At 63.3% G+C, this 20,832-nt stretch carries 17 protein-coding genes; 12 read left to right on the top strand and 5 right to left on the bottom strand.

All coding sequences use genetic code 11. From position 1 onward, the window contains the following. Positions 1–3: 3 nt before the first annotated feature. From ACFOEV_RS21105 to ACFOEV_RS21095, 3 genes are all read right to left on the bottom strand, one after another. On the bottom strand, positions 4–528 hold the full coding sequence (locus ACFOEV_RS21105) for a gamma carbonic anhydrase family protein (protein WP_386776870.1): 525 nt from the start codon (positions 526–528) through the stop codon (positions 4–6). Positions 529–605: 77 nt separating this feature from the next. Further along, positions 606–1,295, bottom strand: a complete 690-nt coding sequence (locus ACFOEV_RS21100) for a glutathione S-transferase N-terminal domain-containing protein (RefSeq protein WP_386776869.1) — start codon at positions 1,293–1,295, stop codon at positions 606–608. An 86-nt stretch (positions 1,296–1,381) separates the two neighbouring features. Next, entirely contained in the window at positions 1,382–2,092 is a 711-nt protein-coding gene (locus ACFOEV_RS21095) for a glutathione S-transferase N-terminal domain-containing protein (protein ID WP_386776868.1), read from the bottom strand. A 328-nt stretch (positions 2,093–2,420) separates the two neighbouring features. Here ACFOEV_RS21095 and ACFOEV_RS21090 point away from each other — a divergent pair, with 328 nt between their 5' ends. The 6 genes from ACFOEV_RS21090 to ACFOEV_RS21065 all read left to right on the top strand — a co-directional run bounded on the left by ACFOEV_RS21090 (position 2,421) and on the right by ACFOEV_RS21065 (position 9,878). Continuing rightward, positions 2,421–4,121 carry an L-lactate permease gene (locus ACFOEV_RS21090; protein WP_386776867.1) on the top strand — a complete coding sequence of 567 codons (1,701 nt, stop codon included), beginning with the start codon at positions 2,421–2,423 and terminating at the stop codon, positions 4,119–4,121. Positions 4,122–4,359: 238 nt separating this feature from the next. Further along, positions 4,360–5,859, top strand: coding sequence for a glycolate oxidase subunit GlcD (gene glcD, locus ACFOEV_RS21085; RefSeq protein ID WP_386776866.1), 1,500 nt, complete (start codon positions 4,360–4,362; stop codon positions 5,857–5,859). A 9-nt stretch (positions 5,860–5,868) separates the two neighbouring features. Then, positions 5,869–6,954: a glycolate oxidase subunit GlcE gene (glcE, locus tag ACFOEV_RS21080; RefSeq protein WP_386776865.1), complete on the top strand. Its 1,086-nt coding sequence runs from the start codon at positions 5,869–5,871 to the stop codon at positions 6,952–6,954. A gap of 3 nt (positions 6,955–6,957) precedes the next feature. Beyond that, the gene (glcF, locus tag ACFOEV_RS21075; protein ID WP_386776864.1) at positions 6,958–8,229 is read left to right on the top strand and encodes a glycolate oxidase subunit GlcF; all 1,272 of its coding nucleotides are present in this window, start codon (positions 6,958–6,960) and stop codon (positions 8,227–8,229) included. Between the two features lie 95 nt (positions 8,230–8,324). Next, positions 8,325–8,726, top strand: coding sequence for a GlcG/HbpS family heme-binding protein (locus ACFOEV_RS21070; RefSeq protein WP_386776863.1), 402 nt, complete (start codon positions 8,325–8,327; stop codon positions 8,724–8,726). 42 nt (positions 8,727–8,768) lie between these two features. Then, the gene (locus ACFOEV_RS21065) at positions 8,769–9,878 is read left to right on the top strand and encodes a cobalamin-independent methionine synthase II family protein (protein ID WP_386776862.1); all 1,110 of its coding nucleotides are present in this window, start codon (positions 8,769–8,771) and stop codon (positions 9,876–9,878) included. A gap of 47 nt (positions 9,879–9,925) precedes the next feature. Here ACFOEV_RS21065 and metX read toward each other — a convergent pair whose 3' ends face one another. Continuing rightward, complete coding sequence (metX, locus tag ACFOEV_RS21060; protein WP_386776861.1) at positions 9,926–11,035, bottom strand: homoserine O-acetyltransferase MetX; 1,110 nt, start codon at positions 11,033–11,035, stop codon at positions 9,926–9,928. 255 nt (positions 11,036–11,290) lie between these two features. On the opposite strand from metX, the gene ACFOEV_RS21055 reads away from it, so the two are divergent. Then, positions 11,291–11,542: a hypothetical protein gene (locus ACFOEV_RS21055; RefSeq protein WP_386776860.1), complete on the top strand. Its 252-nt coding sequence runs from the start codon at positions 11,291–11,293 to the stop codon at positions 11,540–11,542. A 43-nt stretch (positions 11,543–11,585) separates the two neighbouring features. On the opposite strand, the gene ACFOEV_RS21050 is transcribed toward ACFOEV_RS21055, so the two are convergent. Next, a complete protein-coding gene (locus tag ACFOEV_RS21050; RefSeq protein ID WP_386776859.1) occupies positions 11,586–12,521 on the bottom strand; it encodes a choline sulfate utilization transcriptional regulator in 936 nt (311 codons plus the stop codon). A 141-nt stretch (positions 12,522–12,662) separates the two neighbouring features. Between ACFOEV_RS21050 and betC the strand changes: the two genes are divergently transcribed. From betC to ACFOEV_RS21025, 5 genes are all read left to right on the top strand, one after another. Beyond that, entirely contained in the window at positions 12,663–14,195 is a 1,533-nt protein-coding gene (gene betC / locus ACFOEV_RS21045) for a choline-sulfatase (protein ID WP_386776858.1), read from the top strand. Continuing rightward, positions 14,192–15,841: a SulP family inorganic anion transporter gene (locus ACFOEV_RS21040; protein WP_386776857.1), complete on the top strand. Its 1,650-nt coding sequence runs from the start codon at positions 14,192–14,194 to the stop codon at positions 15,839–15,841. Before betC ends, ACFOEV_RS21040 begins: the two co-directional genes overlap by 4 nt. Positions 15,842–15,972: 131 nt before the next feature. Then, positions 15,973–17,622, top strand: a complete 1,650-nt coding sequence (locus tag ACFOEV_RS21035) for a BCCT family transporter (protein WP_386776856.1) — start codon at positions 15,973–15,975, stop codon at positions 17,620–17,622. 260 nt (positions 17,623–17,882) lie between these two features. Beyond that, positions 17,883–18,350, top strand: a complete 468-nt coding sequence (locus ACFOEV_RS21030; RefSeq protein ID WP_386776855.1) for a (2Fe-2S)-binding protein — start codon at positions 17,883–17,885, stop codon at positions 18,348–18,350. After that, positions 18,347–20,671 (top strand): xanthine dehydrogenase family protein molybdopterin-binding subunit, encoded by a 2,325-nt coding sequence (locus tag ACFOEV_RS21025; RefSeq protein WP_386776854.1) that lies wholly within the window; start codon positions 18,347–18,349, stop codon positions 20,669–20,671. The genes ACFOEV_RS21030 and ACFOEV_RS21025 overlap by 4 nt, the downstream gene beginning before the upstream one ends. The last annotated feature ends 161 nt before the right edge of the window (positions 20,672–20,832 follow it).

The raw sequence follows: 20,832 nt of genomic DNA, 5'->3' as shown, positions 1-20,832 counted from the left end.
ATTTCAATCGATCCGCTTGAGCGTTTCCTTGTGTCGCAGGCCGTTGGCCACATAGTGGCGGGCGTTTTCCCGCATCTTCTCGACCGCCTCTTCGGATAGCTTACGGACCACTCTGGCCGGCGCTCCGACAATCAACGAATTGTCCGGAAACTCCTTGCCTTCGGTCACCACGGCTCCTGCCGCTACCAGGCAGTTCTTGCCGATCACCGCGCCATTCAGTATGACGGCCTGGATGCCGACCAGAGATTCGTCACCAATGGTGCAACCGTGCAGCATGGCCTGATGACCGATGGTCACTCCCGCGCCAACCTTGAGCGGGTATCCCGGGTCGGTGTGCATGACGGTACCATCCTGCACATTGCTACCTTCACCGATGTCGATGACGTCGTTATCCCCACGGATGACGGCCTGATACCACACGCTGGAACCTGAGCGCAGAATCACGTTGCCCATTACATCGGCGGTTTCGGCAACGAACACCTCGTCATGCAACTCGGGAACCCATTCATCGTATTGATAGATCGCCACTCGAAGTCTCCTTGGCTGTCGCCCGGCCAGCGGCCGGGCGATTCAAGGTCGACAAGTCACCGCAGCAGGCAAAGGCATCACTCCTGCCCGAACAGATAGCGGCGCGCCTCATCGTCCATCTCCACGCCATCCTTGGGATTGACCTCCTCTGCTCGTGCAAGGGCACGCTTGACCGCCGCACGGTCTTCGATGGCACGGAACCAGCGCAGCAGATTGGGAAAATCCTCGAGGTCCTGCCCCTGGTTCTCGTGGGAGCGGATCCATGGCCAGATCGCCATGTCAGCAATTGAGTAATCCACGCCACCGACGTACTCATGGTCGTCGAGGCGCTTGTCGAGTACCCCATAGAGCCGAGCAGTCTCCCGTACATAGCGCTCGATGGCGTATTCGATCTTCTCGGGCGCGTAGTTGCGGAAGTGATGATTCTGGCCGGCCATGGGCCCCAGGTTAGCCATCTGCCAGTACAGCCACTGCAGCGTCACATAGCGTTCGCGCCCCGCCTTGGGCAGGAACTTGCCGGTCTTGTCGGCCAGGTATTCGAGAATTGCGCCGGACTCGAACAACGAGAGCGGCTGCCCTCCATCCAATGGCGTCCGGTCGACAATCGCGGGAATGCGATTGTTGGGTGCGATATCGAGAAACTCGGGGGTGAACTGTTCGCCACGACCGATATTGATCGGCTGAATCTGATACTCGATCCCGGTTTCCTCGAGGAAAATCGTGACCTTGTGGCCATTGGGCGTCGTCCAGTAATACAGATCGATCATGCAAACCTCCCGCTACCAATGATAGACGTCCTGTTGTCGACAGCATGGCACAGCCATGCTGTCTTCCCTATCCATTGGTGGCTTGCTCACTGGTCGTAGGCGCCTTCGATATCGACGATGCGTTTGGCCTCACGCCCCAAGCCATCATGCAGATCCAGCATGCGCTCGACCCAGGCATAGACCGGGTCGGCATTGGAGACCAGGTCTGCGGTGGACACCACCCGTGCCCACATGAAGGGACCAAACGCCAGATAGTCCGCGGCCGCAGGAGCTTCACCATCGATGAAATCACTCTCCTCCAGCCGGCCGCGCAGCGGCTCCAGCGCCTGGTCAAGCTGAGACAGCCCCTTGGCGGGCGAATGAAATTCTTCGAGGGTACGCCCGAAGCGCTTTTCGCGGGTCTCGCGGAAATAGTCGCGATCCTTGGGATGCACGGCGTTGAGCAGGTCCATGATGATGGTGCGCATCATCCCCGGCGCCAGCGAGCGTTCGGCATAGAACTTGAAGAAGCGCGCCCGGGCCTCGGCTTGGGCGTCGCCCAGCAGCGGCTTGTCGGGATAGACACGGTCGAGGTAGCGCAGGATCTCGTAGCTCTCGGTAACCACCTCGTCGCCATCGACGAGCACCGGAACCTTGTCGTGGTTGGCGAAGGCGAGCTGTTCCTTGTCGGTGAAATGCCAGGGTTGCGTCTCATAGTCGAGCCCCTTGTGCGCCAGGGCGTACTTGACGCGCCAGCAAAAGGGCGAGAAGCGCAGCCCTTCGTCGATACCGCACAAGTCATAGAGTCGTCTGGTCATATCGCCTCCTCGCGTCATTAGTCGGACATCTCGGTTATTGGTCCCGTTCCCTCACCCCCCAGCATGACAGCAAGGCCTCGGTCCAAGTCCTTGTCCATTAGTCGAACTCCGATCTCGAATTCGCGTCTTTTTTCAACCCCACATGGCCATAAAACCATTTTAAATATAACCAGTTAACGCATATTTGCCGAGCATTGAAGGATTGGTCATACCAATTATCCAGATATAGCCAAGCCCGGGTCACTCCGATTATCGTGCTCTCGCTAAACGGAAGGGGTCGCCTTTTCGATCACCACTCGCTGAATAACGACAAGAGGACGTTCGCCTCATGGATTCCACGTTGCTCCCACTGCTCGCCTTCCTGCCATTGGTATTGGCGGGCGTGCTATTGATCGGGTTTCGTATGGCCGCCAAGGTGGCCATGCCCATCGTGTTCATCGTTACCGCACTAATCGCCTTGTTCGCCTGGGAGATGAGCTTCAGCCGGGTCGTTGCTTCGACCCTGCAGGGCCTGATCCTCACGGTATCGATCCTATGGATCATCTTCGGCGCCATTCTGCTGCTCAATACCTTGAAGCACTCCGGTGGCATCAAGGCGATTCGCAATGGTTTCTCCGGCATCAGCCCCGACCGGCGCGTGCAGGCGATCATCGTCGCCTGGCTGTTCGGCTGCTTCATCGAGGGGGCCTCGGGTTTCGGAACGCCAGCGGCGGTGGCGGCTCCCCTGATGGTGGCGCTGGGCTTCCCGGCCCTGGCTGCCGTGGTGGTGGGTATGATGATCCAGTCCACACCGGTGTCGTTCGGCGCCGTGGGCACGCCGATCGTGGTCGGCGTCTCGGGTGGCATCAATCAGGCCGGGATCAGCGAGCAACTGACGGCCGGAGGCCACACCTGGCTGGAGTATTTCCGTCTGATCGCCGCCGAAGTCGCTATCGTGCACGGCATCGTGGGCATTCTGATGCCGCTGATCCTGGTGCTGATCATGGTGCGCTTCTTCGGCGCCAACCGCTCCTGGAAGGAAGGCCTGTCGATCGCGCCTTTCGCCATCTTCGCCGGCATCTGCTTCGTGGTGCCCTACATGCTGGCCGGCGTACTGCTGGGACCGGAGTTCCCGTCGATGATCGGCGCCATGGTTGGCCTGGCCATCGTCGTGCCGGCGGCGCGCAAGGGCTTCCTGATTCCCCAGGACATCTGGGATTTCCCGGAAAGCACGTCCTGGCCGGACGAATGGATCGGCAAGCTCGAGATCAAGATGGACGAGGTCGTCGGCAAGGCCCCCATCTCCACCTTCATGGGTTGGGTTCCCTACGTGTTGCTGGCCGTGCTGCTGGTAATCTCACGCACCGTGGAACCGGTCAAGAGCGCTCTCACCTCGCTGAGCGTCGGCTGGAGCAATATCCTCGGCGAAGCCGGGGTATCCGGGAGCATCGAACCCCTCTATCTGCCGGGTGGCATCCTGCTGATCGTGGTACTGCTGACCATCGGCCTGCACCGCATGCGCGCGGGCGAAGTCAAGGCGGCCTTTGGCGAGTCGACCAAGACCATTCTTGGCGCTGGCTTCGTGCTGATCTTCACCATCCCCATGGTGCGAATCCTGATCAACTCAGGTATCAATGCCGCCGACCTGGTATCCATGCCGGTCGCCATGGCACAAGCCGTGGCGGATAGCGTAGGCAGCATCTACCCCTTCTTCGCCCCCGCTGTGGGTGGACTGGGAGCCTTCATCGCCGGTTCCAACACGGTGTCCAACCTGATGCTGTCCGACTTCCAGTTCAACGTCGCTCAGCAACTCGGGCTGTCCACGGCGATGATGGTAGCCCTGCAGGCGGTAGGTGCCGCGGCGGGTAACATGATCGCCATCCACAACGTGGTGGCGGCTTCGGCGACAGTTGGCCTGTTGGGGCGTGAGGGAACGACGTTGCGCAAGACCATCCTGCCGACGCTCTACTACGTCATCTTCACCGGCATCATCGCCTTGATCGCCTTCTATGGATTTGGCATCAGCGACGCCTTGATGTGGATCGGCTGATTGCCCGCCCAAGACGCAACCTCCCCGTCGCATGACGGGGGGGTATCATAAAAAAGCTCAACGACTCTTTCATTCTGCTGTCAAAAATGTACATTGGAAATAATTTCCAGATTTTTTCATGAATTGGTCATACCAATGGGCCGAAAGCTGGACAGAGGGATAACGAAGACCCAGATTATGGGCAATGAAACGGTCATCCCGCTGGCCAAGGCAGATCGCAATTAGACGAGGACGACTCATGAATATCCTCTACGACGCGCGGCTCGACGGTGAGTTGCCCGACAACGACAAGCAGCAGGTACTGGCCACGCTCAGCGAGGCGCTGCCGGACATGACCCTGCTGCACCGCGAGGAGGACCTGCGCCCCTTCGAGTGCGACGGCCTGTCCGCCTATCGCGTGTTGCCGATGCTGGTCGCCCTGCCGGATACCCTCGACCAGGTCGAGACCCTGCTGCGTACCTGCCATTCGCTGGGTGTGCCGGTGGTCACGCGCGGCGCCGGCACCGGCCTCTCCGGCGGCGCCCTGCCGCTGGAGCAGGGCGTGCTGCTGGTGCTGTCGCGCTTCAAGCAGATTCTCGACATCGACCCCAACGCCCGTATCGCCCGCGTCCAGCCCGGCGTGCGCAACCTGGCCATCTCCGAGGCCGCCGCGCCTTACGGGCTCTACTACGCGCCGGACCCCTCGTCGCAGATCGCCTGCTCGATCGGTGGCAACGTGGCCGAGAATGCCGGCGGCGTGCACTGCCTGAAGTACGGCCTGACCGTGCACAACGTGCTCGAGGTCGAGGTAATCACCATCGAGGGCGAGCGCATGACCCTGGGCTCGGAGGCCTTCGACGCCCCCGGCTTCGACCTGCTGGCCCTGTTCACCGGCTCCGAGGGCATGCTCGGCGTGGTCACCGAGGTCACCGTCAAGCTGCTGCCCAAGCCCGAAACCGCCAAGGTGCTGATGGCCAGTTTCGACGACGTCGAGAAGGCCGGCCAGGCGGTCGGCGACATCATCGCCGCCGGCATCATTCCCGGCGGGCTGGAGATGATGGACAAGCTGGCGATCCAGGCCGCCGAGGACTTCGTCAAGGCCGGCTACCCGGTCGAGGCCGAAGCCATTCTGCTGTGCGAGCTCGACGGCGTGGAAGCCGACGTCGACGATGACTGCGACACGGTACGCCAGGTGCTCGAGGCTGCCGGCGCCACCGAGATCCGTCAGGCTCACGACGACGCCGAGCGCGCCAGGTTCTGGGCCGGTCGCAAGAACGCCTTCCCCGCCGTAGGCCGCATGTCGCCGGACTACTACTGCATGGACGGCACCATTCCGCGCCGCGAACTGCCGCGCGTACTCAAGGGCATCGGCGCCTTGTCGGCGGAGTCCGGCCTGCCGGTGGCCAACGTCTTCCATGCCGGCGACGGCAACATGCATCCGCTGATCCTGTTCGATGCCAACAAGCCCGGCGAACTGGAGCTGGCCGAGGAGGTCGGCGGCAAGATCCTCGAGCTGTGCGTGGAAGCCGGCGGCAGCATCACCGGCGAACATGGCGTGGGGCGCGAGAAGATCAACCAGATGTGTGCCCAGTTCCAGCCCGACGAGATCACCGTCTTCCATGCGGTGAAGGCGGCTTTCGATACGCACCGCCTGCTCAACCCGGGCAAGAACATCCCGACGCTGCAGCGCTGCGCCGAGTTCGGCGCCATGCATGTGCACAACAACGAGCTGCCGTTTCCGGAACTGCCACGCTTTTAAGAGTTGACCATGGCTGATACGACGACAACACCGCAGGACACGGCCGAAGCACTCTGCGAGCGCGTGCGCCAGGCCCACCGTGACAAGACGCCGCTCAAGATCGTCGGCGGCGATACCAAGGCCTTCTACGGCCGCCGGGTGGAGGGCGAGACGCTGTCTACCCTCGAGCACCGTGGCATCACCCACTACGATCCGGTCGAGTTGGTGGTCTCGGTACGCGCCGGTACCCCGCTCGCCGAGTTGGAAGCGGCGCTCGATGCCGAGGGCCAGATGCTCGGCTGCGAACCACCCCACTTCGGCGACGCCGCCACCGTCGGCGGCACGATCGCCACCGGCCTGTCCGGGCCCAGGCGTCCCTGGGCCGGCGCGGTGCGCGACTTCGTGCTCGGTGCGAAGGTGATCACCTTCGAAGGCAAGGCGCTGCGCTTCGGCGGCGAGGTGATGAAGAACGTCGCCGGCTACGACCTGTCGCGGCTGATGACCGGCGCCCAGGGAACACTGGGTGTCCTCACCGAGGTCTCGCTCAAGGTGTTGCCCAAGCCGGGCGCCCGCCACAGCCTGCGCCTGGAAATGCCTCTGCAAGAGGCGTTGGAAAAACTCGCCGAATGGGGCCGTCAGCCGTTGCCATTGAGCGCCGCCGCCTGGCACGACGGCAGCCTCTACCTGCGCCTGGAAGGCGGGCCCGGTTCGGTGGCCGCGACCCGCGAACGCCTGGGTGGCGATGACCTCGACAACGGTTTCTGGTTTGAGCTGCGCGAGCAGCGCCTGGCGTTCTTCTCCCGCGACGATGCCCGCCCGTTATGGCGGCTGTCGCTGCCCAACCATACCCCCGAGTTGAAGATCGAAGGGGACACCGTCTACGACTGGGCGGGCGCCCAGCGCTGGCTGCGAAGCGAGGCTTCGGCCGACACCATTCGTGACGCAGCGACCCGCGCCGGTGGTCACGCCACCTGCTACACCCCTCACGAAGAGGGAGGCAGCACCGAGCCGTTCACGCCGCTGGCGCCGGTGGTGGCCAAGTATCACCGCAATCTCAAGGCCGAGCTCGATCCCCACGGGATCTTCAACCCCGGCCGACTGTACGCGGAGCTCTGAAACATGCAGACCCATTTCACCGAGGAAGACCTCAAGAAGCCGCACATCCGCGAGGCCGACCGAGTACTGCGCAGCTGTGTGCACTGCGGGTTCTGCAACGCGACCTGCCCCACCTACCAGTTGCTGGGTGACGAGCGGGACGGCCCGCGTGGGCGCATCTACCTGATGAAGGAACTACTGGAGAGCCGTGACGACGACGACCAGGTCACCGAGGAGACCCGACTGCACCTGGATCGTTGCCTGACCTGCCGCAATTGCGAGACCACCTGCCCGTCCGGCGTCGAGTACCACAAGCTGCTCGACATCGGCCGCGCCGAGATCGAGCGCCGAGTGCCGCGCAAAGCCAGTGACCGCGCGCTGCGCTACGGGCTGCGCAAGGCGCTGGTCGACCCCAAGCGCTTCCAGGCGCTGCTCAAGCTGGGGCTGACCTTCCGGCCGCTGGTGCCCGGCATGCTCCGTGACAAGATGCCCCCAGCACCGGTGGATGCCGGTACCCGGCCCGACCACAAGCGTCACGCGCGCCAGATGCTGATCCTGGAAGGCTGCGTGCAGCCGGGACTGTCGCCCAACACCAATGCCGCCACCGCGCGGGTGCTCGACCGCCTGGGCATCGGCCTGACCCCGGCCCCGGAGGCCGGCTGCTGCGGCGCCATCGACTACCACTTGAACGCCCAGGACGACGGCCGCGCCCTCATGCGCGCCAACATCGACGCCTGGTGGCCGCATGTCGAGGCCGGTTGCGAAGCCATCGTGCAGACTGCCAGCGGCTGTGGCGCCTTCGTCAAGGAGTACGGCGAGATGCTCGCCGACGACACTGACTACGCCGATAAGGCCAAGCGCATCAGCGAACTGGCCAAGGACCTGGCGGAGATCCTGCGCGACGAGGATCTCGACTCCCTGGAGGTCAAGCACAGCAAGCGCTTGGCCTTCCACTGTCCCTGTACCCTGCAACATGCCCAGCAACTCAGCGGTGCCGTGGATGGTGTGTTGACCCGGCTGGGGTTCTCGCTGACTCCGGTGCAGGATGCCCATCTATGCTGTGGTTCGGCGGGGACCTACTCGATCACCCAGCCGGAGCTTGCCACCCAGTTGCGCGACAACAAGCTCGACGCCCTGGAAGCCGGCAATCCAGAAATCATCGTCACCGCCAATATCGGTTGCCAGACGCATCTCGCCGGTGCCGGCAGAACGCCGGTGAGGCATTGGATCGAGATCGTCGATGAGGCATTGACACCAGCTACGAGCAACGAGCCGCGGGCTACGAGTAGCCCGTAGCCCGTAGCCCGTAGCCCGTAGCCCGTAGCCCGTAGCCCGTAGCCCGTAGCCCGTAGCCCGTAGCCCGTAGCTAATATCAACCAAGGAGCACCACAATGAAAACCAAAACCGTACTCACCCTGGCCGACGTCAACACCATCCTTGACGCCGCCCAGCAAGAAGCCGAAGCCAATGGCTGGGCAGTGACCATCGCCGTGGCCGACGATGGCGGCCATCTGCTCGGCCTGCGCCGCCTCGACGGTGCCCCGGCCATGACGCCCGGCATTGCCACCGAGAAGGCCCGCAGTGCCGCCCTGGGTGCCCGCGAGACGCAGCTGTTCGAGGAGATGATCAACGGCGGTCGCGACGCCTTCCTCTCCGTGCCGATGCAGGGTCTCCTTTCCGGCGGCGTGCCGGTGCTGGTCGACGGCCAGATGGCCGGCACCGTGGGCGTCTCCGGCGTCAAGCCCGACCAGGATGTGCAGATCGCCAAGGCCGGGATCGCCGCCATCGGCTGATTCCCGATCATGTGCTACAGCAAGATGCTGTGAGGAGGCCCTATGATTGCGGCACGCGCCGACGTTGTCGGGAGTCTGCTTCGCCCCGATTGGTTGCTGGAGGCTCAGGAGCGACGGCGGGCCGGAAGCATAAGTGAGGCCACGTTCAAGCAGATCGAGGACCGCGCCGTCGATGCGGCGATTGCGCTCCAGGAGGCCGCCGGCCTCGAGGTGCTCACCGATGGTGAAATGCGCCGGCTGTCCTTCCAGAGCCAGCTGGTGCAGGCGGTCGAAGGCTTCGGCACCTGGGATCTCGACGCCTTCCTGTGGGGCAAGTGGCATGGCGACGACGACATCGGCGACTGGCACCAGGAGCGACCGCACGAGCTCGCCGTAACCGCACCGCTGCGCCGCCGTCGCTCCCTGTCGGCGGAGGAGTTCGTCTATCTGCGCGCACGCACGACACGTACGCCGAAGGTGACGCTGCCCAGCCCGGGCCTGTTCGCCAACTTCTGGTCGCCGCAGCGCTCGGCGGGCGCTTACGCCTCCCTGCGGGAATTTCTCGAGGACGTTGCCCGGATTTTGCGCGAGGAGGTCGAGGAGCTCGCCGGTTACGGGGCGAGCTACATTCAGCTCGACGCCCCGCACTACCCCCTGCTGCTCGACCCGCAGACACGCGCTTTCTATGAGGCCCAGGGCTGGAGCACTGCACAGTGGCTGGACTTTGGCGTTGCACTCGATAATGCCGTGATGCAGGACATCGACGGCGTCACCTTCGGCCTGCATCTGTGCCGCGGCAACCAGGGTAGCCGCTGGCTCGTCGCCGGCGGCTACGAGCCGATCGCCAAGCCGATCTTCCAGCGTACCGCTGCCCACCGGCTGCTGCTCGAATACGATGACGAGCGCTCCGGCGGCTTCGAGCCACTGGCCGACGTTCCCGACGATAAGGTAGTGGTGCTTGGCCTGGTCTCGTCCAAGCGTGGCACGCTGGAGGACGCCGACGAACTGCTCGCCCGGGTGGAGGAAGCAAGCGAGCATATCGACCGCGAGCGTCTGGCGATCAGCCCCCAGTGCGGCTTTGGTACCTCGATCATCGGCAACAAGCTCACCATCGACGAACAGGCGGCGAAGCTACGACTGGTGTGCGACGTCGCTGCCCGCTTTTCGGGCTGATTCCATAGCCCCGCCTAGCCCCTTCCCCAGTCGGTGTCCGGCGGTTGTCAGGCATCCGGCATGCTGGAAAGGAACTCCGCCACCATCGGCGCGAAGCGGTCACTGTCAACCAGGAAGGCATCATGGCCCTGGATAGATCCAAGCTCGTGGTAACTGACGGCTACCCCCGCAAGTTCCAGCAACTCGGCGATCTGCCGCTGCTGCCACAACGGGAATAGCCAGTCGGTGGTCACGCCGGCAACCAGCGCCCGCTTCGCGTCGACCTTGTGGATAGCGGACTCCAGCCTGCCATCACCGTGCTCTGCCAAGTCGAACAGGTCCATCGCCTGCGACAGGTAGAGAAAGCAGTTGGCGTCGAAGCTGTCGGCGAACTTGCGCGCGTTGGCGTCCATGTACGACTGTACCTGGAATGCCATCGCGAACGGATCGGCACTGGTGTCCGCACCCTCGATGCGTTCGCGGTCGAAGCGCTGTAGCCACTCCTCGGCGGAACGGTAGGTGAGGATGCCGAGTTCACGCGCCACGCGTAAGCCGGCTTTCGGGCCTTTGCCCGGTGCGTAGTTGCCGCCGGCCCAAGTCGGGTCGGCACGTACCGCCTCGCGTTGAATCGAACGCAGGGCAACGGCGAATGGCGTCGCATGAGCTGCCGCCGAGATGCTGATGATGTCGCGGTAGGTGCCCGGATACATCACGGCGTAGGCGAGCGCGTCCATGCCGCCGAGTGAAGAGCCTGCCACGGTGTGCACGTGGTCGATGCCGAGGGCACGGCACGCACCGCGTGCAGCCGCCACGATGTCTTCCACCGCAAGCTTGGGAAAATCGAGCCGATAGGGTTTACCCGTCATGGGGTTGCGCGAGGCGGGGCCGGTGGAGCCGAAGCAACTGCCGAGCGAGTTGATGGCAATGACGAAGAATCGCTCGGTGTCGATGGGCTTGCCCGGCCCGATCATGTACTCCCACCAGCCGGGCGAGGGATCGTCCGTCGAAGACGCCGCATGTGCACTGGGAGACAACCCCGTGAACAGCAGCAGCGCATTGTCGCCCCGGCCGCGAAGTTCCCCCCACGTCTCATAAGCGATGGTCACGGATGGCAGTTCGCCACCACGATACATGCGCAAGGAACTCGGTAATTCAATGAAACGGCGTGCATCAGACATCGATAATTCGCTCCTCGCCAGCCAGTCATTATATTTAGGAACAGTAATCGTCCCCAGAGACGCCAAGCCGACATGAGTTGCTCGATCGGCATAACGATGAGAGCACGGCAAAAGCCGTTTTCTTTACATGGAACTATACTTCAGCAGCCTGGACGCTGCCCGAGCCATCGTCTCGTCGATGCGACGGTGGCTCGGCACCAATGAGTCAGGGCGCTCGGAATCGAACGTCCCACTACCAACGCAGGGAGATCGACAATGATCAACAAACTGTTTGCCGCACTTGCGCTCATGCTGTTCATGTCGCCGGCCTGGGCCAACATGTGCCCCTCATTGATGGGGGAAATCGACCAGGCATTGGCCGATGAAGCCATCGTTGCCGAACTCGACGAGAGTAAACTCGAAAAGGTTCGCGAACTGCGCCAGCAGGGTGAGCAATATCACAACGACGGCGAGCACGATCAATCCGTGGAGGCATTGAACGAAGCCAAGGGTATTCTGGGTATTTGATCGAATGCTAGACGAGGGGCACTCACCCCTCGTCCACTAAGCACTAAGCTTTTCTGGCGCCACGCTCTTCCGGCTGCTCCTCCGCACAGGCCAGTACCCATTCCTGAAAAGCCCGTTTCGCTTCGCCTGGGGAGTCTGGCCGGGCATCGATCAACCCGTAGCCTCGCGGCGTGCACAGACGTAGATCCGCCAGACCGACCAGCATGCCGCTGTCGAGCAGATCGTCGATCAGTCCTCGCCATCCCATCCCGACACCCTGACCGGCGATCGCCGCCTGGATCAGCAACGTGTAGTTGTTGAACGTCAGCTCCGACGATTCCAGATAGTTGATATCCGACAGTTGCCCGAAGTAGCTCGGCCAGTCCAGCCAACTCTGTCCCTGCCTGGCGGTCAATGTCAAAAGTGGCGCCTCGCTGAGTGTTTCGAGATTCTCGATCGGCCCGTGCTGCTGCAGGAAGCCCGGACTGCAGACCGGTAAGACCTCTTCCCGGAACAACTGTGGCACCCCACCCGCCAGGGTCCGCTCGTCGCAGAACAGGATGGCGATATCCACTTCCTGGGTACGCCAGTCGAGAACGCCCTGATTGGTCACGATGCGTACGTCGATATGCGGATGCTGTTCACGGAAGCGCGGCAGCCGCGGCATCAGCCAGTAAGCCGCGAACGAGAAGTCGGTGAGGATGTTCACGTGCGGATGGCGGTGTCGATGCTGGAGCCGGTCGATCGTGCGATCGATGGTCGCGAAGCCTTCCTGCACACCGACGAAAAGCGTCTGCCCCGCTTCGGTCAACTGCACCCCACGGTAAATACGCTCGAACAACGGCAAGCCGAGGTTCTCTTCCAAGGTACGTATCTGCTGGCTGACGGCCGACTGCGTCGAGCGCAGTTCGCGTGCCGCAGCAGTGAAACTCAGATGCCGGGCCGCCGCCTCGAACACCCGCAAGCTGTTGGGCGACGCCGCCCTAGCCATCCATGACATTAGTTTGACTAATGCCTCCCATAAAAATTTAGCGAGTTTACAAGCCTTGAGATTAGCAGAGAGACTGTTGCGACAGCCAGACAAAACTCGGGGCGAGCCCCGCATCCATATAGCTCGCATCAACTACAAAGAGGAGGCCCCATGCCGCGCAAGCAACCTAACATCCTGTTCCTGATGGCCGATCAGATGACGGCGTCGGCCCTGCCCGTCTACGGTCATCCGCTGGTCAAGACGCCGCACCTGTCACGCTTGGCCGCAGAAGGAGTGGTCTTCGATTCGGCATACTGCAACAGCCCACTGTGCGCGCCATCACGTTTCACATTGATGGCCGGCCAGCTACCATCGCGCATCGGTGGCTACGACAACGCCGCCGACTTTTCCGCCGATACCCCGACCTTCGCCCACTATCTGCGCGATGCCGGTTACACCACCGCGCTATCCGGCAAGATGCACTTCTGCGGCCCCGACCAGTTGCACGGTTTCGAGGAACGCCTGACCACCGACATCTATCCGGCCGACTATGGCTGGTTCGTCGACTGGGAAAATTTCGACACCAGGCCTAGCTACTACCACAACATGTCCTCGGTGATTCAGGCCGGCCCCTGCGTACGCTCCAACCAGCTCGACTTCGACGACGAGGTCACCTTCCGTGCTCAGCGCTACCTCTATGACTACGCGCGTAACGGCGAAAGCCGTCCCTTCTGCCTGACCGTGTCGCTGACCCATCCGCACGATCCCTACACGATTCCGCAGGAGTACTGGGACCGCTACAACCACGACGACATCGACATGCCGCGCGTGCCCTACGCACGCGAACTGATGGACCCGCACTCCAAGCGACTGCGTCATGTCTATCAACTCGACGAGGGCACCATCAACGACGAGCAGATCCGTAACGCGCGCCACGCCTATTACGGGGCACTCAGCTATGTCGACGACCAGATCGGCGCCGTGCTGAAGGCCTTGCAAGAAACGGGGCTCGACGAAGACACCATCATCGTGTTCTCCGGCGATCACGGCGACATGCTCGGCGAGCGCGGCCTGTGGTACAAGATGAGCTGGTTCGAGGGTTCCGCACGCGTACCGATGATCGTCCATGCTCCTGACCGCTTCGCCCCGGGTCGGGTCAGCGAGTCGGTATCGACCATGGACCTGCTGCCGACCTTTGCCGAGATCGCCCATGACGGTGCAGCGCCGGAATATGCCGTACCGGTCGATGGCCGCAGCCTGCTGCCGCACCTGACCGGCAACGGCGGCCACGATGAGGTGATCGGCGAATACCTAGGCGAAGGTGCTATCGCGCCGCTGCTGATGATCCGTCGTGGGCGCTATAAATTCGTCCATACGGCACCGGACCCGGACCAGCTGTTCGATCTCGAGGCCGATCCGCTGGAACTCAACAATCTGGCCGAGGACCCTGCGCATCTGGACCTGTGCAAACAGTTCCGCAACGAAGTCGCAAGCCGCTGGGACTATGAGCGTCTGCATGGCGAGGTGATCGCCAGTCAGCGACGCCGCAAGCTGGTCTCGCGGGCGCTCATGCAAGGCAAGGTCACACCCTGGGATCATCAGCCGGTGTTCGATGCCAGCACCCAGTATATGCGCAACACCATCGACCTGGACGATCTCGAGCGGCGTGCGCGCTTCCCGGCAGTCTCTTCCGACCAGACATGATGACGTCGCCGACCGACCTCCACCGGCAACCGGCCAGGCTGCAACGCTGGTTGCCGTTTCTCGGCTGGCTGCCGCAGCAGACCTCGCGTTCGCTGCGCGCCGACGCCATCGCCGGGTTGACCGGTGCGGTGCTGGTCGTGCCTCAGGGGGTAGCCTATGCCTTGCTGGCCGGGCTGCCCCCCGAATATGGCCTATACACCGCCATCGTTCCGGCCGTGCTGGCCGCCCTGTTCGGTTCCTCGCGGCAGATGGTCAGCGGGCCGACGGCGGCACTGTCGATCGCGCTGTTCGCCACCCTGCAGCCCTTCGCCGAGGCGGGAAGCGGGGAGTTCATCACCCTGGTGCTGACGCTGACCTTCCTCGCCGGCGCCTTCCAGCTATTGCTGGGTCTGGCACGCTTGGGCGTGCTGGTCGATCTCGTCTCGCATTCGGTGGTGACGGGGTTCACCGCCGGTGCCGCACTGATCATCGCCACCAGCCAGCTCCCCTATGCGCTGGGGTTGGCCCCCATGGAGAGCAGCGGCTTTCTCGATATATGGCCGCAGCTGTTCGGAAGGTTCGACGACATCCGCCCCGATGCGGTGCTGATCGCCGGTTTCACGCTCGCCGCATGTCTGGCGTTCCGGCGCTGGCTGCCACGCTGGCCGGGCATGCTGCTGGCAATTGTGGCCGCCTCGCTGCTAGCCGCCTGGCTCGACCCGGCACAAGCTGAGATCCTGCGCATCGCCGCGGTGCCGTCCGGCCTGCCCCCCCTTTCGGCACCGGATCTCTCACTCGACACGCTGCGTATGCTGACACCCGGTGCCATTGCCTTGGGGCTGCTGGGCCTGGTCGAAGCCGCGGCGATTGCGCGGGCATTCTCGTCACGTTCAGGCGAGCGACTGAACAGCAACCAGGAATTCATCGGCCAGGGGCTGTCCAATCTCGGCGGCGCCTTCTTCTCCAGCTATGTCTCGTCGGGGTCGTTCACCCGCTCGGGACTCAACGCCAGCGCCGGCGCCCGCTCGCCGTTGGCGGCCGTGCTGTCTGCTCTATTTCTGATCCCAATCGTGCTGATCGCGGCTCCACTGCTGCACTATGTGCCGATGCCCGCCATGGCCGGTTTGCTATTACTGGTCGCCGCCAAGCTGGTCGACCTGCATAGCATCCGCGAGGCGCTGGCTACCAGCCGTTCGGAAACGGCGGTACTGCTGATCACCTTCTTCAGCACCTTGCTGCTGGCCCTGGAAATTGCCATCTACTTCGGCGTGCTGGCCTCGCTGGCCCTCTACCTGCGCCGTACCACCCGCCCGCCGGTGGTGGAGTGCACGCTGTTTCAAGCCCCCCTGGACATCCAGCAGGCCGTGGAGGAGCCATGCTGTAATGTCGTCAGGATCGACGGATCGCTGTTCTTCGGTGCCTGTGAATCGGTCGCTCGACGGCTCGAACGTTTCGACCAACCGAACCTGGTGATCCTGGCGGCGGGCATCAACTTCATCGACCTGAGCGGCATCCATCTGCTTCAGCGCCAGGCACGCCTTTGCCATGCCCGGGGCGGAAGCCTGTACCTGGCCTGGACCAAGCCCGACGTCATGGCTCGCTTGCAACGAGTCGGTCTCGTCGACAACGATCACCATCATGACAAGCCTGTAGCCATAACAATATGAGAGGCATTTCCCATGACACCCCCACTCCGACAACGCATCGAGCAGCTACTGTCATTCCATGAAGCCAAGCCCATAGGCTTATAACAAAAACTCCTAACCATTCTATACATTAGAATAAGGAGAAGCATCTCATGAATATTCCGAGCGACCCAGCGTCGCCTCCCATGACTAGCGACATGCAAACGGATTACATCGTTGGCCAGGACAATGTCCAAGGTCGCCTGGGGCCCATCGGCTTCGATATCCACAATCGGGTCTTTATCGTATCGGCGCTTGCTTCGGTCGTCTTCATTGTCCTCACCCTCCTGTTTCCGGAGAGGGCGGGGAGCCTTTTCCAGTCCATTGTCGGTTTTTCTACCGGAACGCTGGACTGGTATTTCATGATCGTAGTGGATTTCTTCATCCTGTTCTGTCTGGCGCTCGTCGTCCTGCCCTATGGGTCGGTCAGGCTAGGGGGGCCCGATGCCCGACCGGAGCACAGTTACCTGTCCTGGTTTGCGATGCTGTTCACCGCTGGCATCGGTATCGGACTGCTGTTCTTCAGTGTGCTGGAGCCGGTCTATCATGCCAACGTCTCCTTGCCATTGGGCATTCCTTCGCCTTTCGGGGCCGATGGTGCACTGAATCCGGAAGCCATTCCCGAAGCAACCGCCCTGGGTCTTGCCGGCACCTTTCTCCATTGGGGCATACATGGGTGGGCCGTCTATGTGGTCATGGCGTTGGCGCTGGCCATTTTTTCCTATAACAAGGGCCTGCCCTTCTCCATTCGTTCGGCGTTTTTCCCGATCCTCGGCGATCGTGTCTGGGGCTGGTGGGGGCATGCGATCGACATCCTGGCGGTGTTTTCCACCTTGTTCGGACTGGCCACGGCGCTCGGACTCGGGGCACAGCAGGCCAATGCGGGGATGAATTTCGTCTTTGGTATAGAGATCAGCACCACCTTTCAGGTCATCGTTATCCTGCTGGTAACGGCGGTGGCCCTGGTGTCGGTCTGGCGCGGGCTCGAGGGCGGCGTGAAGAAGCTCTCCGAGATCAATATGATCCTGGCCGTGTTCTTCTTCTTCTTCGTGCTGTTCGCCGGCCCGACCCTGGTGGGCCTGAACGGGTTCTGGTCGGGGCTCTCGACCTATGTGACGGAGTTCGTTCCGTTGTCGGCCCCCTTCGGTCGTGACGATGATGCCTACCGTCAGGCCTGGTCGGTCTTCTACTGGGCCTGGTGGGTCAGTTGGGCACCGTTCGTCGGCATGTTCATCGCCCGGGTGTCGCGCGGGCGCACGGTTCGGGAATTCGTGATCTGTGTGCTGGTGATTCCCAGTCTGTTCATCTTCATCTGGATGGGCGTCTTCGGTGGCATCGCGCTCGATCAGCTCTATGCCGACCCCGGCACCAGCCTGGTCAAGGACTACGTGATCGACAATTACAGCCCCGAGCTGTCGCTGTTCGGCATGCTGAACGAACTGCCGCTGACCGGGCTGATGTCGACCCTTGGCATCACTCTGGCGTTGATCTTCTTCGTCACCTCGTCGGATTCCGGCTCCCTGGTGATCGATACCATCACTGCCGGCGGCAAGATCGACGCTCCCAGGCCTCAGCGGATGTTCTGGGCCACGGTGGAGGGATTGATTGCCATCGTGTTGCTTCTCGGCGGCGGCCTGTCGGCGCTTCAGGCCGGGGTGACGGCGACGGCGATTCCGTTCTCCATCGTGATGCTGTTGATGTGCTACACCATCATCAAAGCGCTGAATGGCGAGCTGCGCCAGCTGCGCCGCAAACCCACCTGAAGAACGCTGAATACGTCATTGAAACGACTTGCTCCCCGGTCCCGGCGACACGGACCGGGGGAGTGTTCGGATGTTCCCGACTGTCAGGATCGGCATTACCGCTCGCTGAAAGTTGAGACCAGCAAGGCTGATGCCCGAGACATCGAGCAGCGGACCAAGCCTCGGTCTACTCTATTCATTCACGGGAGCGTTGGGCACTGCGCATCCGCGGCGGATGCCAGCCGAGATGAGGAAACAAGAACGACGCGAGGAGATTCGAAATGGTCACTCTGACGATCAATGGTCAGGATCACGAGCTGGATGTGCCGGACCAGATGCCTTTGCTATGGGCCTTGCGGGATGTCGTACAGCTCACTGGTACCAAGTTCGGCTGTGGCATGGCCCAGTGCGGCGCCTGCACGGTCCACCTGGATGGGGAGGCGGTGCGCTCCTGTGTCACCCCGGTGTCCCAGGCTCAGGGCCGGGAGATCACCACCATCGAGGCCATCGGCGATGACGCGGTCGGCCAGCAGGTCCAGCAGGCGTGGCTGGATCTCGGTGTGGCCCAGTGCGGCTACTGCCAGGGCGGACAGATCATGAGTGCCACCGCCCTGATCAAGCGGGAGCCGGACCCGGACGACGAGCAGATCCTGGAGGCCATGGCCGGCAACCTGTGCCGGTGCGGCACCTACAACCGCATTCGTCAGGCCATTCATCGCGCCGCCGGTCACGAGGAGGAACAGGCATGAGTACCTATCGCACCAACCTCTTGCTGGCCAATGTCAGCCGCCGCCACTTCCTCAAGGGGCTGGCCGCGAGCGGCGCCCTGGTGATCGCCGCCCGCTGGGATCTCTCCCTGGCCCAGGACGAGGAAGAGGCCAGCTACGGGGCGGATGGCATGCCCCACGGCTGGGTCGACGATCCCAACGTCTTCATCCGCATCGACGAGGACGGCACGGTCACCGTCGTCAATCATCGTGCCGAGATGGGCCAGGGCATCCGCACCAGCCTGGTGATGGTGGCCGCCGACGAGTTGGGCGCCGACTGGGAGCGCGTGCGGGTCGAGCAGGCGATCGGCCACGAGGAGCGCTACGGCAACCAGGACACCGACGGCTCGCGCAGCATGCGTCACTGGTTCGCCCCCATGCGGCGTGCCGCTGCTGCGGCGCGGACCATGCTGGAACAGGCAGCCGCCGAGCAGTGGGACGTGCCAGTGGCGGAGTGCCGTGCCGGGGTGCACGTGGTGATTCATGAGCCCACGGGCCGTGAACTCGGCTTCGGCCAGCTGGCAGCGGCCGCCAGCCAGTTGCCGGTGCCCGAACGTGACACCCTGACTCTCAAGCCCCGGGACGAGTGGCGCTATATCGGTCGCGAGAATGTAAAGGCCGATCGTCCGCTGGCAATCGACGGTAAGGATATCGTCACCGGACGCGCCCTCTATGGGGCCGATGTGCTCCTCGACGACATGCTCTACGCGGTGATCGCCCGGCCGCCGGTCTACGGGGCGACCCTGGCCAGCGTCGACGACAGCGCGGCGCTGGCCGTGCCCGGCGTTGTCCGGGTGGTGGAAGTCGAGGGCACCGGACAACCGGCCGGCTTCGAGCCGCTGGGTGGCGTGGCGGTGGTCGCCGAGAACACCTGGGCGGCCATCGAGGGACGCCGAGCACTGAAGATCGAGTGGGATACCGAGAGTGCCGGTGACAACGCCGGCTACGACTCGATCGCCTACCGTGAGGCGCTGGAGCGTGCCGCCGAATCCCCCGGAAAGGTGATTCGCGAGCGCGGCGATATCGAGACAGCTCTGGCTGACGCCGAGACCCGTCTCGAAGCCACCTACTATATGCCGCATCTGGCCCATGCGACGATGGAGCCACCCGCCGCCCTCGCCCGTCTGGTGGATGGCAAGGCGGAAATCTGGGCACCGGTGCAGTCCCCCCAGGCCGCCCGGGATGGCGTGGCCGGGCGCCTGGGCCTCGAGCCCGAGGATGTCACCGTCAACGTGACCCTGCTGGGCGGCGGCTTCGGCCGCAAGTCCAAGCCGGACTTCGTGCTCGAGGCCGCCAGCCTGGCCCGCGAGTTCGAGGGCCGTCCCGTTCGGGTCCAGTGGACGCGCGAGGACGATATCCAGCATGACTATTTCCACGCGGTGTCAGTCGATCGCCTGGAGGCGGGCATGGATGGGGACGGCAAGGCACTCGCCTGGCGCCACCGCACCCTCTCGCCGAGTATCGGCTCGCTGTTCGGGCCCGATCCCAAGCACAAGGTGGATTTCGAGCTCGGCATGGGCTTCACCGCGACGCCCTTCGATATCCCCGCCATGAGCCTGGAGAACCCTGAAGCCGCGGCACACGTGCGTATCGGCTGGTACCGCGCCGTCTACAATCTGCCGCACGCCTTCGCCATCCAGAGTTTCGTCGCCGAAATGGCCGAGGCGGCGGGCCATGATCACCGCGACTACCTGCTGGAATTGCTGGGTCCCGCACGGCAGATCGATCCCCGGGAGATCAACGAGGGCTGGAACTACGGCGAGGATCCCGAACGCTACCCCGTCGATATCGGCCGTCTGCGTGCCGTGGTCGAGAAGGCCACCGAGGAGGCCGGCTGGGGGCGCGAGCTGCCCAAGGGGCGTGGCCTGGGGCTGGCGGTACACCACAGCTTCGTCTCCTATACCGCCGTGGTACTCGACGTGGAGGTCGACGATGGCGGCGAGGTCATCGTGCACAACGCCGATATCGCCTTCGACTGCGGCCCCCAGGTGAATCCCGAGCGCATCCGCGCCCAGATGGAGGGGGCCTGCGTCATGGGCATCGGCAACGCCCTGCACAGCGAGATCACGGTCAGCGAGGGACGCATCGAACAGGACAACTTCCATCAGTACCTGATTCCACGCATCTCGCATGCCCCGCGCACCGTCCGCGTGCACCTTATCAATGATAGCCCCGAGGCGCCCATGGGCGGCGTCGGCGAGCCCGGCGTACCACCGGTGACGCCGGCGCTGTGCAACGCGATCTTCGCCGCGACCGGCAAACGAATCCGGCGCCTGCCGATCGGCGATCAGCTAGCGAGCTGAGCCTGCAGCACCTGGGCCTGCAGGTCATCGAGCGGGCGTCAGGCAGCATGGCGCCACCGCCACACGATTCAGCCGAAGCTGGCGGTATGAGGGCTACTGGGCATGGCCATGTGGCAAGGGCTGGCCTATGTCGCCGGAGTGATCATGGCCCTGCCCTGGCG

This window comes from Litchfieldella rifensis (assembly GCF_042646605.1).
Taxonomy (GTDB): Bacteria; Pseudomonadota; Gammaproteobacteria; order Pseudomonadales; family Halomonadaceae; genus Litchfieldella; species Litchfieldella rifensis.
This window is presented reverse-complemented; position numbering and strand designations above follow the sequence as displayed.